Genomic DNA, 15,261 nt, shown 5'->3' on the forward strand with positions numbered 1-15,261 from the left:
AAGCCTAAAGGCCTCGAAAGACCGTTATCCCTGTGTCGGGGAGTTACGTGCCCCACTTACAATCCCTGCCGCATCACCCACCCCTACGAGGTCTTGTCCGCAATGCCCAAGAGCCCCCGGCCACGCGCCCGTTTCAGCTTCTCCCCCACCGTGCGCGCCCTGTTCCTGGCCGCGGCAACCTGCGGCGCCGTGCTCCCGGCGCTGGCCGCCATCGAGCATGAGGAGGTCGACAAGCTCATGCAGGCCGGCAAGCTCGACGAGGCCCTGACGAAGGCCGACGCCTTCCTCAAAGACAAGCCGCGCGACCCGCAGATGCGCTTTCTCAAGGGCGTGATCCAGCTCGACACCGGCAAGCGCAACGAGGCCATCGCCGCCTTCACCCAGCTCACGCTGGACGCGCCCGAGCTGCCCGAGCCGTACAACAACCTCGCGGTGATCTACGCGAGCCAGAACCAGTTCGACAAGGCACGCAGCGCGCTCGAAAGCGCCATTCGCACCAACCCCAGCTACGCCACCGCCCAGGAAAACCTCGGCGACGTGTATGCACGGCTGGCCAGCCAGGCCTACAGCAAGGCCTTGCAGCTCGACCAGAACAACACGGCCGTGCAGCCCAAGCTGGCGGTGATCCGCACGCTCTTCACGCCGACACCGCCGGGCGCCAAGTCGACAGCCCTGGTGGCCTCGGCAGCACCTGTCCCGACGGCAAAGGCGCCGGCTCCCGCGCCAGCCCCCGCTGCGCCGCCGCCACCAGTCAAGGTTGCCGCAGCTCCCGCACCGGTGGCCGCCGCGCCCAAGGCGCCCGAGGCAAAGGCGCCCGAAGCGGCGCCGGCTCCAGCCCCCGCACCGGCCCCCGCCGCCAGCACCGCTTCCAATGCCGAAGTCGAATCCGCCGTGCGCGCCTGGGCTTCGGCCTGGGCCAGCCAGGACATGGACCGCTACCTCGCGGCCTACGGCCCCGACTTCACGCCCACCGGCGGCCAGAGCCGCAAGGGCTGGGAAGAAGACCGCCGCGCCCGCATCGTCGGCAAGTCGAGCATCAGCGTGAACATCGAGAACCTCGCGATCAAGGTCGACGGGCAGAACGCGACGGCCAAGTTCCGCCAGATCTATCGCGCGGACAACCTCAACGTTTCGAGCCGCAAGACGCTGGACCTGCAGCGCTCCGGCAATCAATGGCACATTCGCAAGGAAAGCGTCGGCGGCTAGTGGCAGACATCGTCCGGCTCGGCCGGCTTCAGAATCCCCCGTTTCGTCTGCGCAGCGGACAACTGCTCGCAGCGCTCATGACCGCATCGGCGCTGATGCTGGCGGCGCCCGGTGCGGCGCTGGCGTCGAACAGCACCCACAAGGCGGGCAGCGCCAAAGCCGCCAGCGGCAGCACCAAGGCCAAGGCAGCGAGCAGCAGCCGCTCCGCCACGCGCGGCGCGACTGGCCGCTCTTCTTCCGCCAAGGGCAAGAAGGGCGTGCCCGCCGCAGAGACCCGAACAGCTGCCGCGACGGCAACAAGGCCCACACGCAGGTCGGCATCCGCCTCCTCCATCCAGGAAGCCAGCAACGCCGAAGCCCGCCTGATCGCGGTCTATGAAATGTTCGGCCGTGGCCAAGCCCGCCCCGCGCTCGCCAAGGCCCGTGACCTGGTGCGCGACTATCCGAACTTCCAGCTTGCACAGCTCGTCTACGGCGACCTGCTTGCGGCGCAAGTGCCCCCGTCGAATGCCCTGCCCGACACCGCCAGCATCGCGAAGATGCGCGGCAACCCCGCCATGGCCGAGCTGCACGAGGAATCGAAGCGCCGCCTGCAGGCCCTGCGCGAGCGTCCGCCGGCCAACACCGTGCCGTCGCAGTTCCTGACGCTCTCGACCCGCAGCCGCTACGCCATTGCCGTCGACGCCTCGCGCTCGCGGCTGTACCTGTTCGAGAACTCGGACAAGGGCCTGAAGCTCACGGCCGACTACTACATCTCGGTCGGCAAGTCGGGCACCGACAAGGTCACCGAGGGCGACGCGCGCACCCCGCTGGGCGTGTACTACATCACCAGCAGCCTCGATCCGAAGTCGCTGAAAGACTTCTACGGCGCGGGCGCCCTGCCCATCAACTACCCCAACCCGTACGACGTGCGACGCGGCAAGACCGGCGGCGGCATCTGGCTGCACGGCACCCCGCCCCAGCAGTTCGCCCGGGCGCCACTGGCAAGCGACGGGTGCGTGGTCATGGCAAACCCTGACCTGAAGCAGCTTTTGCGAAAAGTGCAAATTGGCGCCACCCCGGTGGTGACCGCGCGCAGCCTGCAATGGATTTCACAACCGCAGGCCGAAAAAGAAACCCAGTCAATTACAAGCGCTATCAATGGCTGGAAAGATGCGCGAGCCAATGGAAATGAAGCGCAATTGAAGAAATTCTATTTGCCCGATTTCCAGCGCAGCAGCAAGAAATCCACTGAAGGAATTTCGGCTGTCGACGAAGAAGTGAAATACGCGCAGGGCAAGCGCGTGCAATTCAAGGACATGTCGTACCTCCACTGGCGGGACGGTGACGACACCATGATTGTTACCTTCGGCGAAGTGTTCGAAGGCGAGAAGAGCGGACGTTCCCGGCGCCAGTACTGGTTACGCCAGGGTACCGACTGGAAGCTCTTTCACGAAGAAATCCTGGGCTGAGGCCCGGTCGAATCCCTCTCGGCGACGGGGTCACCCCCTCAAACCCGTGACTTTTTGCTCACGGGTTTAGCCTTTTTTCACTGTTACATCTGGCCCTTTGGGGCTTCGTGCTACGTAACACGTAACGCACTTGTTCCCGTAACACCCCCGTTTCGCGCGTTCCCGGCGACGTAACGTCGCATCCCCTCTTCATGGGAGGCGCCGCGCGCCCTACAGAGGGAAAAATTCACTTCCAAACTGTCCACCAGCTGACCAGGTCTCTTCCTGGCTCGGGCTGGCAGGAGGCTTGCAGCCACCCTGCTTTACTCCTTTTGGCTAGCACACCTGGGCGAAAGTCTTGCGGGTTTGCCTTGTTGATACACGGAGTTACGCTGTATAACATCCACCTCGCAAGCCTTTGTTAACACTTCCTGAAAGGGGAAATCATGCTTAGCTCTATTACTCGTTTTCTGCGCGACGAAGAAGGTGCAACCGCAATTGAATATGGAATTATTGCGGGGCTCATGGCAATTATCTTGATTGGGATCTTTTCCGAAACAAGTGGCATCGGCAAGGCACTGATTGATATGTTCAGCTACATCGGGGGAAAGCTGCCTAAAGCGGACAGCTGAGAGCATCGATTTGCGACCGGAATTCGTCCTGCTTCTCTGGCTGGCCCTGATCGCCGTCCATGACTTTCGCAGGCGCATCGTTCCCAACTGGCTGGTGCTGTCGGGCGCCGTTGCGGCGCTCGCACAGCTCGCCCTCGGCTTCCAACCCGTGGGGATCGGCTGGTCGGAAGCCTTGCTCGGCTTTGCCGCGGGATTCGGTGTTCTCCTGCTTTTCTACGCCCTCGGCGTCATGGGAGCAGGCGACGTGAAGTTCGCAGGCGCTCTCGGTCTGTGGATCGGCCCAGCCGCACTCTTTCCTGTCTGGATCGGAGGCAGTCTTCTCGCCGCGGCTCACGGCATCCTCTGGCTGGCTCTGCAGCGCTGGCCGCTGTTTCCACGGCTCGCACTCCTGCTTTCGAGGCAACGCGCGACAGCCGAAGGCGCAGTGCCCATCGAACGCCGTGCGCGTTTTGTCCCTTATGCGGCCTATCTGTCTCTGGCCACCGCGGTATGGCTGATTTGGGGGCGACAGAGGTAATCGCACACACAGCGGCAAGCCCGCGGATCGTCGATTTCCGTGTCGCCCACCCCCTCACTTTCAACACGCCGCCCATGATCCACCTCACCAAGATAGTCGCTGCCATCCTCGTGCTGCTCGCCATTGCACTGGGTGGCTACGCGTGGATGCTCAGCCGCCAAGCGCCTCCGCCCACAAAAACCGTTGCTGCACCAACTGCTGCGCCGACAAAGGCGCGGGAAACGACAACCTATCCCGTGGTCGTCGCGTCGAAGCCCCTGCTGGCGGGACAAGTCATTGCCGCCGAGGCACTGCGCATCGAACGCCTGCCGATCAATCCCGCAGGTGCATTCCAGACGACCGCTGATGCCGTCGGCCGTGTACCGGTACTGAATCTCGGCGAGGGCACGCCGTTGCAGGAAGGACAGTTGGTCTCGGGTCTCGCGCTGCGCGTGGCAGAGGGGGAGCGTGCCGTGGCCGTCAAGGCCGACGAAGTCATGGGCGTCGGCAACAAGGTTCAGCCAGGCGACTTCGTCGATGTCTTCGTGATGTTCAAGTCAGATGGCAAGGACATCGACCGCAGCCAGGCCCGACTGCTGCTCGCACGCAAGCGCGTGCTGGCATTCGGCAGCGCTTCCGTCGACGGCATGCAGCCCAAGGGAGCCGACGGCAAGGCGGGTACGGCACAGCCCCCCACACAACGCACCGAAGCAGCCAGGACAGCCGTTCTGGCAGTTGCAGTCGACGAGATCAACAGGCTGACGCTCGGCGAATCCAGCGGCCGGCTGCTGCTTGCACTGCGCAACCCGACCGACACTGCCGAGCCCGACCCCAAGCTCTTCGCGGAATTGCCTACCGCCTTGACGATCGCACCCGCCAAGCCTGGCGAACCACGCCGGGCGCCGCTTGGGGGACTGGACAAGGCGCAAGCCGGCCTGACGGCAATGGATTTTGTTTCCGGCAACGTGGCTGAAGGCAGTCGACGCCCCCATGCGGCAGCCCGGTCGCCCTCTCCCGGAAATTCCGGCCTGCCCGCACGCGGAGGCACTGAAGTTGAAGTGATTCGCGGCGAACGCAGTGAAACCGTGCGCTATTGACTGGCCGAGCCAATGACCGCCCAACAAGAAAGAAAACACATGCCGCACCGCGTGAAGTCGGACGATTTTCATCGCCAGTCCACCCGAAATGGGCCGCAGCAGTTTCGTCTCGTGTTCATTGCGCTGTCTCTCGCTTCGATCAGCGCTTTCCCCTCCATCTCGCGGGCCGCCGGTCCGCAGGCAAAGCCAGCGAGCCCGGCGCGCCAACAATCCGACACGCTCGTCATGCAGGCCGGCACGCAAAAAGAATTGCTGGTCGACAAGGGCATCGACCGCATGGCCATCGCGAACGAAGCCGTGGTCGGCGTAACGCTGACCCGAAAGGCTGCGGGTTCACCCGCCGCACGCCTCATCGTCACGGCCAAGGCCGCCGGCCGCACGACCTTGATGGTCTGGGAAAAAGGCAACCCGGCCGCCACGACTTACGCAGTGGAAGTGCGCCGCCGTGCGGCAATCGTGACGGGCTCCACCGACAGCCTCCCGGCTCACCAGCAAGCCACGGACATCGCCCTTTCGAGCGCAGACGAGAAGACCCCGCTGGTAGACCGCTCCATCGTGAACGTGCGCAGCCACACGGTGCAAGTCGAGGTCAAGGTCGTGGAGTTCAGTCGAAGCGTGTTGAAAGAAGCGGGGTTCAATCTCTCGTCCTATGGCGCCAACAGCCATGGCTTCAGTTTCAGCAACATCAGCCCGTCCGGGGCCCTCGCCGACGCATTCAGCCTTGCCTTGGGCTTCGGCAACGCCAACAAGGGCCGCGGCATGACGTTGACGTTGAATCTGCTCGAAGGTAACGGCCTCGCCCGCGTGCTTGCGGAACCGACACTGGTGGCGATGTCGGGCCAGAGCGCAAGCTTCCTCGCCGGCGGCGAGTTGCCGATTCCGGTACCGCAAAGCCTCGGCACGACGACTATCGAGTACAAGCCTTTCGGCATTGGGCTGTCGGTGACCCCCACGGTCCTGTCGAACGACCGAATCGTCCTGAAGGTCGCGCCGGAAGCAAGCGACCTCGACTACACCAACGCCCTGAGCATCGACGGCGTCGCGGTTCCCGCAATCACGACGCGCCGCGCGGACACAACCGTCGAACTCGGCGACGGCGAGAGCTTCGTCATCGGCGGCTTGGTGAGTCGCACCACGTCATCCAATGTCGACAAGGTGCCGCTGCTCGGCGACATCCCGATCCTCGGTTCGTTCTTCAGGCAGAACAAGTACACGATGAGCGAGAAGGAACTGGTGATCATGGTGACGCCGCATCTGGTCAAGCCCATCGCACGCAACACCGATCTCGCTCCATTCCTGCCGGGTACCGCAGAACAACGCGACGGCGCGGTGTGGCGCTCGATCTTCCTGGGCGGCGCAGCCAACACCGCGCTTCCAGGCTTCTCGCGTTGAAGAGACACCGGCGTGAACGCCAGAAATGCTGACCTCATGAACGCACCACGCGACAGCATTCCGGAAACGGGCGCGGAGACCTACTTGTTCGCATCGAGCAACGGCAGCCACATCACCTGGCTGACCGACGCGCTCGGGCGGCTGGGTTCCGTGGTCGTGCTTGCTCCAGACACGAAGTCGATCGACGAGCGCATCGCCCTGCTCGGTCCTGTCGCGATATTCATCGACTTTTCACCCGACCAGATGGCTGGTGCCAACCAGCTTCACCAGCGGCTTAAAAGGGACTGGCCCGCTTTGCCAGTGCTTGCCATGGGAACGTCGGCGGAGCCCACGGCGATGCTTGCAGCTCTGCGCGCGGGCGTCGATGATTTCGTCGATGTTGCAGCAGCGCCGAGTGAAGCAGTGACCACATTGAAAACATTGCTCGAGCGGCGCAGCAGCTTGCAAGGCGGTACCCGCGGCAACACCCTCGCGTTGCTTGGCGCGCGCGCTGGGCTGGGAGTGACCACGCTGGCGACCAGCCTGGCCCTCATGCTGAATGCTCAGTTGGCCCACGCGCCCGCAAGACCACCGTCGCGCGCGACGCGGCACGGGGTGGCTTTGCTAGATCTCGGCCTCCCTGCGCGCGACGGCTTGCTTTACCTCGACACCCAGAGCGGCTTCAGCTTCGTCGACGGCGTGCGCAACCTGCGGCGCCTTGACCAGACGCTGCTGCACACGGCCCTTGCGCACCACACCAGCGGTGTCGCCGTGCTGCCACTGCCCGCCAGCCTGTCGCAGGTGCGAGAGATCTCGCATGCCGATTCCGTGGCGCTGATCAAGAGACTCTCCGACTTCTTCGACTTCCAGATCGCGGACCTCGGCGGCTTCTCTACCGTCGACTTCATCGCTCAAACCCTGCGCGAGGCACAGCAGACCTGGGTCGTGTGCGACCAGAGCATCGGTGCCATCGTCTCCACAGCCAATCTGTTGAAAGAGCTTCGCGCACGCGGCGTCGAGACCGAGCAGCTATCCCTGGTCGTGAACAAATTCGACAGCCATGTCGGCCTGTCGGCGAAGGACATCGCCGAGCGCCTCGAATTGCCGCTGCTTCATGTGTTGCCCGCGCGCAGCGCACCGTTGCTGGCGGCCGCAAGCCGCGGGGAAATGCTGGTGCGTACCGCGCGTAGCGACCCCTATTCACAGGCCGTCACGGGCCTCGCTCGAAGCCTCCATCAGCAGTACATGTCCGCGTCGGGCCAACCGCCAGCGAAAGATCAGCGCTGGGTTGCACTGATGTCGCAAATCACCGGGCTCTGGAAGAGTTCAAACGAAAGTTGAGCCAATGTCCACCGATATCGAATTTGCCGACGACGATCAGGCATTCATCAATTCGCAGCAGTTCCAGGACATCAAGAGCTGGACGCACGACCATTTGCTCAGCCGCATCGAGGAGCTCGGGGCAGAGTTCGGTCGCTGGTCGCGAGCATCGATCCAGCAGTTCGTCGAGTTGGAGGTCGACAGCTTTGTACGGCTGCGCCGCGTGCCGATCAACGATCGCGAAATGCAGCTCATCTCCGACGCGCTCACAAAGGAGCTGGCGGGCTTCGGCCCGCTGGAAGACCTGCTCAACGATCCCGCGGTCGAAGACATCCTCATCAACGGGCACACGAACGTGTACGTATCGCGCAATGGCGTGCTCGAACGCGAAACGCTGCGCTTCGCCGATACCGAACACGTGATGCGCATCGTGCGCCGCATCCTTGCCCCACTGGGCCGACGGCTCGATGAAGCCAACCCGATGGTCGATGCGCGGCTTCCCGACGGAGGCCGCATCAACGTCATCATCGAACCCCTGGCCATCGACGGACTTTCGGTGTCGATCCGGAAATTCCGCAAGGAGCCGCTTACACCGGCAGACTTGGTCAAGCTGGGCACCTTCGATGCAGGCATGGCTCAACTGCTCGAGATCGCCGTACGCGCACGCTGCAACATCCTGGTCAGCGGCGGCACGAGTTCCGGCAAGACCTCTCTGCTCAACGCCCTCGCGAGCTTCATCCCGCCCGCCGAACGGGTGATCACGATCGAAGACACCGCGGAACTCTCGCTCGGCCACACCCACGTGGTGCGCCTCGAAAGCCGTCCTGGCGGCTTCGACGGCACCGGCGTGGTCTCGATCCGCGACCTGCTGCGCAACAGCCTGCGCATGCGGCCGGACCGCATCATCGTTGGCGAAGTCCGGGGCGCCGAGGTAATCGAGATGATGCAGGCGATGAACACGGGTCACGAAGGCTCGATGGGCACCATCCACGCCAGTTCGCCTCGTGAATGCCTCTATCGCCTAGAGATGCTTGCGGGCTTTGCGGGCTACCAGGGTAGCGAAGTGAGCTTGCGCCGCCAGATTGCCAACGCCATCGACTTCATTGTGCAGATCGGGCGCATGTCTGGTGGTCAACGGCGCATCGTGTCGCTGAGCGAAATCACGGGCGTCAACGACAACGTCGTGGCGATGCAGGAGCTATACCGATATGACCCGATCGTGTCGCCCGACGGCGAAGAGCGCGACCGGTGGATATCCCTCGGCATTGCACCCCACTCGCCCAAGATCACACGGTTCCGGCAGATGATGACGCGTTCGCAAGGGGATCGCCGTGGATGAGATTCTGCTGATCGTAGTGTGCCTAGCGTTGCTGCTCGCGGCGGCAGGCATTCTGCTTTGGCAATGGGCGCGAGGGCGTCAAGAGCGGCAAGCTGTCTATCGCCATCTGGCGCAGCAACTCGAGGCCAAGGCCGTTGCAGTCGCCGTGGAAGCTTCGCTGTCGGCTTCGCCGCGCACGTCGTTCATCGACACGCCCGGCAGCGGCATCGCGGCAGACCCGTGGATGAATGCCGGCGGCGAGCCACCAGCGACTCCAACCCGCAGGGCCCGCCTCCAGGCGTTATTGCCGTCCTGGCTGGAAGGTGCCATTTCGGTGCAGGCGATTGCATTGGCTGCTCTCGCGATCGTGGCCCTGAGCGCAGTGGCCGGCCTGTTCGCCGGCTGGATCGGCGCTATCGCGACATTCGTCGTGCTGCTGGCCCTGGCGCTGTTCGGGCTGTGGCTGCGTCTTCAGAAGTTTCGCCGCCAACTGGTCAGCCAGCTTCCCGCATTTATCGATTCGATGGTGCGCCTCATCACCATCGGCAACTCCACGCAAGCCGCGTTTCAACTGGCGATTTCATCGACGCAGCCACCGCTGCAAAGCTATCTCGAACGTTCGGCGAATCTGGTGCGCGCCGGCGTGGACCTCGACCGTGCACTGCACCAGACGGCGGCCAGCGTGCGCGTCGAGGAAATGTATCTCCTGGCATCTATCCTCGGGCTGGGCGTGCGCTATGGCGGGCGTGCGGACCTGCTGCTGGAACGCGTTGCGAACTTCATGCGCGACCGTGAGCAGGCCCAGCACGAACTCGTCGCAATGTCGGCCGAGACGCGGCTTTCGGCGTGGATCCTTGGCCTCCTGCCCTTGGGCGTGGGCGGCTTCATCATCATCTCCAACCCGGGCTACTTCCTGCGGATGTGGTACGACTCCACCGGCCAGATGATGATCTTCGGTGCGGTAGGCCTGCAGTTGCTCGGCACCGTGCTGCTCTATCGACTGGCGAGGTTGACATGATGTTCACTCCCGCGCAGCTCGCCGTTTGGAGTCTCGTGTTGCTGGCGCTGGGTCTTTGCACTGCAGCAGCTGGCCTGCTGGTCAACGAAGTGCGGCGCGCCCAGCGCGGCAAAGCCTTGGGCCGGGCACTTCACCGCGACGATGCAGTCATCGATGCAGTCGTCGATGCTCCATCGGAAGTCGAGGCCGCGAGGCGCGCCGACGCCGACCTGCCGTTGCATTGGCTCAATACCCGGATCGGCAAGGCCCTGGTCGCCGATGAAGACCGGCGGTTGATCGATCAATGCGGCTTTTCTTCGATGCGGGCGCAACTCGTTTTTCTGGTGACACGGATCGCGCTGGCAATTCTGCTGCCCACGCTGGCTCTGTTGTTCTGGCCCGGTCTCGTCTCGACGAGAAAGCTGACCATCATTGCAGCATCGGCCATCGGCATCGGTTTCATGGTCCCGAAATGGTTGCTTGGCCGGCTCGCCGCCAAGCGGCGCGAGCGCGTAGCACATGAGCTGCCGCTCTTCATTGACCTCCTGCGGCTTCTTCAGGGCGTAGGCTTGAGCCTCGACCAGAGCCTGCAGATCATGGCCAACGATTTCGCACACGTCATGCCGGTACTGGGCCATGAGCTGACGCTCGCCAACAGCCAATACAGCCGCGGCCGCACGCGCGAACATTCGCTTGCGCGCCTCGGAACCTTGCATGCGAACGAAAACCTCGCGGGCATGGTCTCCTTGCTTGTGCAGGTCGATCGTCATGGCGGTGCCGTCCAGGAACCCCTGCGCATCTTCAGCGACCGATTGCGCGAACACCGCAAGTCGGAAATGAAAGCACGCATCGGCAAGATCACCGTGAAGATGACCGGCGTGATGGTCAGCACGCTTCTGCCGGCGCTCGTGATCGTGACCGCTGGCCCAGGCTTCATCGCCATCATCCGTTCACTGGGAGCCATGTCCAAATGAACATCGTCTTGCAAGACTCAAAGTGCGCTTGCGCGCTGCTCGTGGCCCTGGTGATGCTGGCCGGCTGCAGTGGGCCCAAAGGCCTGTATCCGGCAGCCGCCGATGCGCAACAGCGAATGGCGGCAGAGACTGCTGCGACGCAGAAGAACGCGACGAACATCGACACCGCCGCAACGTACATGAAGCTCATCGAGCAGATGCAGACGGACGGCCTGTGGTTCGCATCGCTTGCGCATATCGATGCCCTCGAGCAACGCTGGGGCGTATCTCCCGAATCGAGTCGCCTGCGTGCCGACGCACTGCGCCAGACGGGCGAGACGGCAAGCAGTGAGGCTTCTTACAAGCGCCTGATTGGTACCCCGCTCGAAGGCGCCGGCTACCACGGCCTCGGACTGCTGGCAGGCGGGCGCGGCGACTATTCCACAGCCGTCGCACTGCTGAAGGAAGCACAACGGCGCAACCCTACGGACGCAGTACTTCTGAGCGACTTGGGTTACGCCAGCTTGCGCGCGGGACTCATCGCGCAGGCGCGCCTGCCGTTGATGCAAGCGCTGCAACTTCGCTCCGACAATACCCAGGCACAAGCCAACCTCGCGCTGTACCTCGAGGTTACGCAACAGCAGGCCCAAGCCGACGCACTGATGGAGGCCCACCGCATGTCGCCCGCAACACGCGCCGCGATTCGCGAGAGCGCACGTCAACTTGGCAGTGCGCCTTTGGCTTCCGCGCAGCCTACTCCCCAACCTGCGATTGCACGCGCGAGTGCTCCGGACGACAACGCCATACCCCTGCGTCTCAAGGCCGCACGCTGGCCAGGCATGGGCGGAGCGCAGGCCAATGCAGGTCCGGCCACCTCCATCAGCCCGATCACACGAGGTACAGAATGAACAATCGCCTTCCCCGCTCCAACACCGCCTGGCCCGTGACCGGACTCGCCCTTGCGCTGATGGTCGCCGCCGCTTCCGCGCAGACCGCACCCACCGCGCTCGCACCCGAGGCGAAACCGACACCACAAGCAACCCCTGTGGCTGCACCGGCCTCGGGCGCTTCGATGCAAGAAGGCGTCGGGCAGGCGGCAGCGTATGAAATGGCCGACTTCGAGGACGCGCCGCCCTTGCAGGTTGGGGACGCTGCATCGAGCCTGCTCGCATGGCAACGCGATGGCGGCATCGCCTCGCCCACTCCGCGTCCGATTGCGGGCGATGTCGCACGGCGAAGCTACGAGCGCTATCTGAAGAGCTTCGAATACCCGATCCCCGAGCGGCTGAACTCGACGGTCAAGACCGGCAGCAACACGAGCGGCAGCAAGTAGGCCGCCAAGGCGGCGTTCCTGCTCGAACCACCACCGCACACCATGAGACTCTCGCCCCCTCGGACGAATCCGCGCACCCAGCGCGGCGTCTACGCGCTTGAGTTCGCGATCGCCTTTCTGATCTTCTTCACCCTGCTCTACGCCATCATTTGCTACGGCGTCCTTTTCGCCATTCGCTTTGGCCTGCAGAACGCCGCCGAGGACGGCGCGCGCGCCGCGCTTCGCTATCCGGTCGGCGCGACAACCAGAGCCGCGAAGGCGTACGACGTCGCGCGCGATCAGGCCAGCGGCCTGCTGCCCATCGCCCCGACCGTGGACGCCAAGATCTGCCAGGTAGCCAGCAACGACTGCTCGGCCGCCCGCGTGTGCAGCATCCTCTGGGAACAGCGCTGCCAGATCGTAGTCACGATCACGGCATCGGGCCTCAAGGACATGCTGCCGCCGCTCCCCGCTTTTGCCGTACCCGACACCCTGGTTGCCAAGGCGAGCATGCTGCTCGACGGGAGGACACCATGATGAAGCGCGTCGCAACGCCACGGGAAGGGGCCCGATTCGCCACTGGCCGCCAATGCCGTCAACGCGGCATTGCGGCGATCGAGTTCGCGTTCACGTTCACGTTCCTGTTCCTGGTCATCTATGGCATCGCCACGTTCGGGTCGGTCTTGTACGTTCAGCAGGCCGTATCGCGGGCCGGCGAGGACGGCGCGCGCGCGCTGTCGCAGCCGTCGATGATGGGTCTTTCGGACGACGCCCTGCGCAAGCAGCGGGTCCAGGACGCCGTCCATGAATCGTTGGCTGGTTCGCTGGTCGTGCCGGAAGCCAGCAATGCCGACTCGACGAGCCGCCTCGGTTGGATCAAGAGTCATGTGACCGTGACGGTGGTGATGACGGGCGCGGGCGGCTCGGCTCCCGCCACGGGTGCAGTAGTGACCGTGGCCTATCCCTACAGCGCGAACCGGTTGCTGCCGTCGCTGCCTCTCCTGGACACCAGTCGTTGGATGCCGGATACCGTCACGGGCCGGGCGGCCGCCGCGCTTCCGTCCTGAAAGGCACGCCATGAGACATGAATCGCCATCTCTTCGCCAACGGCATCGCGGCTCGATCCTGGTCAACACGGCCATTGCCATGAGCCTGATCCTGATCGTTCTGATCGGAACGGAACTCGGCTACCTGTTCTTCATGAAGCGGGAACTGCAGAAAACCGTTGACCTCGCCGCGCTGGCTGGTGCGCAGGCATTGAAGCCCTCGGCATGCGCGCCCGCACAACAGGCAGCGAAGGACAACGCCGCCAAGAACTTCCCTGTCGGTATCGATCCTCTGGTAAATGCCGAGGTGGAATGCGGGAACTGGGACCCGCTCTCTCGCACGCCTCCGCTCTACTTCGGCGCGCCGAATCCGGGAGAGCAGTTGAATGCGGTGCGCATCTCCATCACGCGAAGCCCTTCGATGCTGCCGCTTTCGTTCACCGGTAACGCGCAGCATTCGATCGTCGTCTCGGCGATCGCCTACCAGTCGGTTCCCCAGGCGATGCTCAGCATCCGGAGCACGCTGCTGACTGTTGACACGACCAAATCCGCACTGCTGGACACCGTCTTCGGCAAGCTCCTGGGCGGCAACGTGGCGCTCACCGCGGTTGGCTGGCAAGGCTTGGTGACCACCCAGGTCAACCTGCTGTCTTTCCTGGATGCCATCGCACTGCAGGTCGGCCTGCAGGCCGGCCAGTACGAGCAGGTGCTCAACTCGCAAATCACAGCAGGCAAGCTGCTGCAGGCACTCGCAACGGTTCTCCAAAAGAACGGGGCCTTGGCGGACGTGGCACTCAACGGTTTCAACGACATGGTGGCCCTGACCACGCAAGTCTCCAACGTCCAACTCAGCGTTGCCGAGATCCTGGGCGTAGCCACAGGTACGCCCAGCAGCGCCCTGGACGTCAACCTGCAGGCCTTCCAGCTGACGCAGGCCTTCGTGCAACTTGCGAACAGCCAGCATGCGGCCACCGTCAGCGCGCCTGCCAATCTGCTGGGCCTGGCCAACGTCGTTACCACCGTCAAGGTCATCGAACCGCCACAGGTTTCAGCCATCGGAAATCCGGAACTGGCCATGCTGGATCCGTTAGGGGCCAACGGCATCCGCGTGCGCACGGCCCAGGTGCGTGCGCTGATATCGGTAGATTTCACGACCGCGCTGAACGGTGTCACCGGCCTGCTCAACGAGGTTCTCAAGCTGACGCAGCCCGTGACCGATCTGCTCAACAGCCTCCTTCATCTAGACTTGGTTGGCGTATTGAGCAACGTGCTCTGCATCGGTTGCGAAAATAAGGTGACGGACCTGCGCCTGGTGTCATCGCCGTTTCGCATCGACATCAACCTCGACGTTGCCGCAGGGAAGGCACGCGTCGACAAATACAGCTGTCCTGCTGGCGGCAGTAAGACGCTTTCCGTGATTGCAGACACCTCGGCTGCCACCCTGCGCGTGGGGAAGATCGGCAACAGTGCCGCGGATGCTGCCGCACAAGCCTTCGCCAGCAAAGATCCCCCGAATGTCGAACCCATTCCCCTGGTTGATATCGGTTCGATGACTGTCAGAAAGACTTGCCTCGCACTGCTTTGCTCCTACTCCTGGAAAAAGGGAAACACCTGGGTCCCCGACAGCCAGAAGAGCACAGCCGATCGCCAGGCCTTCGCCGGAGGCGGCATCGGCCTGATGACCAATACCCCCGTACTCGGATCGAGCGATACCTTGGACTTCGCAGCACCGGCGGATGCCAACCTGCCCGACATCTCCGCCACCCAGATACCCACGCCCTACCAGCCCGTGGTCGCGAGCAACCTTGTCGGCAGCCTGAGCCAGACCTTGGCGCAGATCGACATCCACATGTACAAGCCGTCGGTCGACAGTGCCCTCGGCGACCTGCTGGTGGGCGTTGGAAACATTATCGACACGGTGGTTGGATTGTTGCGTGGAGTGATCTCCAACGCACTTTCACCCCTTCTGGATCCTCTGGTGAATACATTGATCACGGCGCTGGGCATCGATCTCGCGAAGACCGAAGTGGGAGCAAGACTCACGTGCCAAGGTGGAGCGCAACTGGTTTATTGAATCGATTTT

General features: G+C 63.6%; 15 protein-coding genes. All 15 read left to right on the top strand.

All coding sequences use genetic code 11. The features are described 5' to 3' along the window. Positions 1 to 102 precede the first annotated feature (102 nt). The 15 genes from ACTG4X_RS29715 to ACTG4X_RS29785 all read left to right on the top strand — a co-directional run bounded on the left by ACTG4X_RS29715 (position 103) and on the right by ACTG4X_RS29785 (position 15,252). The gene (locus ACTG4X_RS29715; RefSeq protein ID WP_440532633.1) at positions 103 to 1,206 is read left to right on the top strand and encodes a L,D-transpeptidase Cds6 family protein; all 1,104 of its coding nucleotides are present in this window, start codon (positions 103 to 105) and stop codon (positions 1,204 to 1,206) included. Then, a complete protein-coding gene (locus ACTG4X_RS29720) occupies positions 1,173 to 2,657 on the top strand; it encodes a L,D-transpeptidase family protein (RefSeq protein WP_440532634.1) in 1,485 nt (494 codons plus the stop codon). Before ACTG4X_RS29715 ends, ACTG4X_RS29720 begins: the two co-directional genes overlap by 34 nt. A 425-nt stretch (positions 2,658 to 3,082) precedes the next feature. Further along, complete coding sequence (locus ACTG4X_RS29725) at positions 3,083 to 3,268, top strand: Flp family type IVb pilin (RefSeq protein WP_093057556.1); 186 nt, start codon at positions 3,083 to 3,085, stop codon at positions 3,266 to 3,268. A 10-nt stretch (positions 3,269 to 3,278) separates the two neighbouring features. Continuing rightward, a complete protein-coding gene (locus ACTG4X_RS29730) occupies positions 3,279 to 3,785 on the top strand; it encodes an A24 family peptidase (protein ID WP_256329469.1) in 507 nt (168 codons plus the stop codon). Between the two features lie 74 nt (positions 3,786 to 3,859). After that, positions 3,860 to 4,861, top strand: coding sequence for a Flp pilus assembly protein CpaB (cpaB, locus tag ACTG4X_RS29735; RefSeq protein ID WP_093057555.1), 1,002 nt, complete (start codon positions 3,860 to 3,862; stop codon positions 4,859 to 4,861). A gap of 39 nt (positions 4,862 to 4,900) precedes the next feature. After that, positions 4,901 to 6,253 (top strand): type II and III secretion system protein family protein, encoded by a 1,353-nt coding sequence (locus ACTG4X_RS29740; RefSeq protein ID WP_440532635.1) that lies wholly within the window; start codon positions 4,901 to 4,903, stop codon positions 6,251 to 6,253. A gap of 36 nt (positions 6,254 to 6,289) precedes the next feature. Further along, entirely contained in the window at positions 6,290 to 7,573 is a 1,284-nt protein-coding gene (locus ACTG4X_RS29745; RefSeq protein WP_093057553.1) for an AAA family ATPase, read from the top strand. Positions 7,574 to 7,577: 4 nt separating this feature from the next. Then, positions 7,578 to 8,891, top strand: a complete 1,314-nt coding sequence (locus ACTG4X_RS29750) for a CpaF family protein (protein ID WP_093057552.1) — start codon at positions 7,578 to 7,580, stop codon at positions 8,889 to 8,891. Then, positions 8,884 to 9,888, top strand: coding sequence for a type II secretion system F family protein (locus ACTG4X_RS29755; protein WP_093057551.1), 1,005 nt, complete (start codon positions 8,884 to 8,886; stop codon positions 9,886 to 9,888). The genes ACTG4X_RS29750 and ACTG4X_RS29755 overlap by 8 nt, the downstream gene beginning before the upstream one ends. Further along, positions 9,885 to 10,841: a type II secretion system F family protein gene (locus tag ACTG4X_RS29760; RefSeq protein ID WP_097198027.1), complete on the top strand. Its 957-nt coding sequence runs from the start codon at positions 9,885 to 9,887 to the stop codon at positions 10,839 to 10,841. Before ACTG4X_RS29755 ends, ACTG4X_RS29760 begins: the two co-directional genes overlap by 4 nt. Beyond that, positions 10,838 to 11,728 carry a hypothetical protein gene (locus ACTG4X_RS29765; protein WP_179830384.1) on the top strand — a complete coding sequence of 297 codons (891 nt, stop codon included), beginning with the start codon at positions 10,838 to 10,840 and terminating at the stop codon, positions 11,726 to 11,728. The genes ACTG4X_RS29760 and ACTG4X_RS29765 overlap by 4 nt, the downstream gene beginning before the upstream one ends. After that, a complete protein-coding gene (locus ACTG4X_RS29770; protein WP_256329466.1) occupies positions 11,725 to 12,153 on the top strand; it encodes a DUF3613 domain-containing protein in 429 nt (142 codons plus the stop codon). Before ACTG4X_RS29765 ends, ACTG4X_RS29770 begins: the two co-directional genes overlap by 4 nt. Before the next feature lie 42 nt (positions 12,154 to 12,195). Beyond that, the gene (locus ACTG4X_RS29775) at positions 12,196 to 12,669 is read left to right on the top strand and encodes a TadE/TadG family type IV pilus assembly protein (RefSeq protein WP_440532636.1); all 474 of its coding nucleotides are present in this window, start codon (positions 12,196 to 12,198) and stop codon (positions 12,667 to 12,669) included. Beyond that, positions 12,666 to 13,199, top strand: coding sequence for a TadE/TadG family type IV pilus assembly protein (locus tag ACTG4X_RS29780; protein WP_256329465.1), 534 nt, complete (start codon positions 12,666 to 12,668; stop codon positions 13,197 to 13,199). Before ACTG4X_RS29775 ends, ACTG4X_RS29780 begins: the two co-directional genes overlap by 4 nt. Positions 13,200 to 13,278: 79 nt before the next feature. Further along, positions 13,279 to 15,252 (top strand): TadG family pilus assembly protein, encoded by a 1,974-nt coding sequence (locus ACTG4X_RS29785; protein ID WP_440532637.1) that lies wholly within the window; start codon positions 13,279 to 13,281, stop codon positions 15,250 to 15,252. The last annotated feature ends 9 nt before the right edge of the window (positions 15,253 to 15,261 follow it).

The organism is Variovorax sp. YR566 (assembly GCF_051992195.1).
GTDB lineage: Bacteria > Pseudomonadota > Gammaproteobacteria > Burkholderiales > Burkholderiaceae_C > Variovorax.

What these genes read in the sequence shown, in the direction of transcription:
- ACTG4X_RS29770 (WP_256329466.1), top strand. Translation starts at nt 11,725, where the DNA reads ATGAACAATCGCCTTCCCCGCTCCAACACCGCCTGGCCCGTGACCGGA.
- ACTG4X_RS29720 (WP_440532634.1), top strand. Translation starts at nt 1,173, where the DNA reads ATGGCACATTCGCAAGGAAAGCGTCGGCGGCTAGTGGCAGACATCGTC.
- ACTG4X_RS29760 (WP_097198027.1), top strand. Translation starts at nt 9,885, where the DNA reads ATGATGTTCACTCCCGCGCAGCTCGCCGTTTGGAGTCTCGTGTTGCTG.
- ACTG4X_RS29765 (WP_179830384.1), top strand. Translation starts at nt 10,838, where the DNA reads ATGAACATCGTCTTGCAAGACTCAAAGTGCGCTTGCGCGCTGCTCGTG.
- ACTG4X_RS29745 (WP_093057553.1), top strand. Translation starts at nt 6,290, where the DNA reads ATGAACGCACCACGCGACAGCATTCCGGAAACGGGCGCGGAGACCTAC.
- ACTG4X_RS29750 (WP_093057552.1), top strand. Translation starts at nt 7,578, where the DNA reads ATGTCCACCGATATCGAATTTGCCGACGACGATCAGGCATTCATCAAT.
- ACTG4X_RS29725 (WP_093057556.1), top strand. Translation starts at nt 3,083, where the DNA reads ATGCTTAGCTCTATTACTCGTTTTCTGCGCGACGAAGAAGGTGCAACC.
- ACTG4X_RS29780 (WP_256329465.1), top strand. Translation starts at nt 12,666, where the DNA reads ATGATGAAGCGCGTCGCAACGCCACGGGAAGGGGCCCGATTCGCCACT.
- ACTG4X_RS29785 (WP_440532637.1), top strand. Translation starts at nt 13,279, where the DNA reads ATGAGCCTGATCCTGATCGTTCTGATCGGAACGGAACTCGGCTACCTG.
- ACTG4X_RS29740 (WP_440532635.1), top strand. Translation starts at nt 4,901, where the DNA reads ATGCCGCACCGCGTGAAGTCGGACGATTTTCATCGCCAGTCCACCCGA.
- ACTG4X_RS29775 (WP_440532636.1), top strand. Translation starts at nt 12,196, where the DNA reads ATGAGACTCTCGCCCCCTCGGACGAATCCGCGCACCCAGCGCGGCGTC.
- cpaB (WP_093057555.1), top strand. Translation starts at nt 3,860, where the DNA reads ATGATCCACCTCACCAAGATAGTCGCTGCCATCCTCGTGCTGCTCGCC.
- ACTG4X_RS29715 (WP_440532633.1), top strand. Translation starts at nt 103, where the DNA reads ATGCCCAAGAGCCCCCGGCCACGCGCCCGTTTCAGCTTCTCCCCCACC.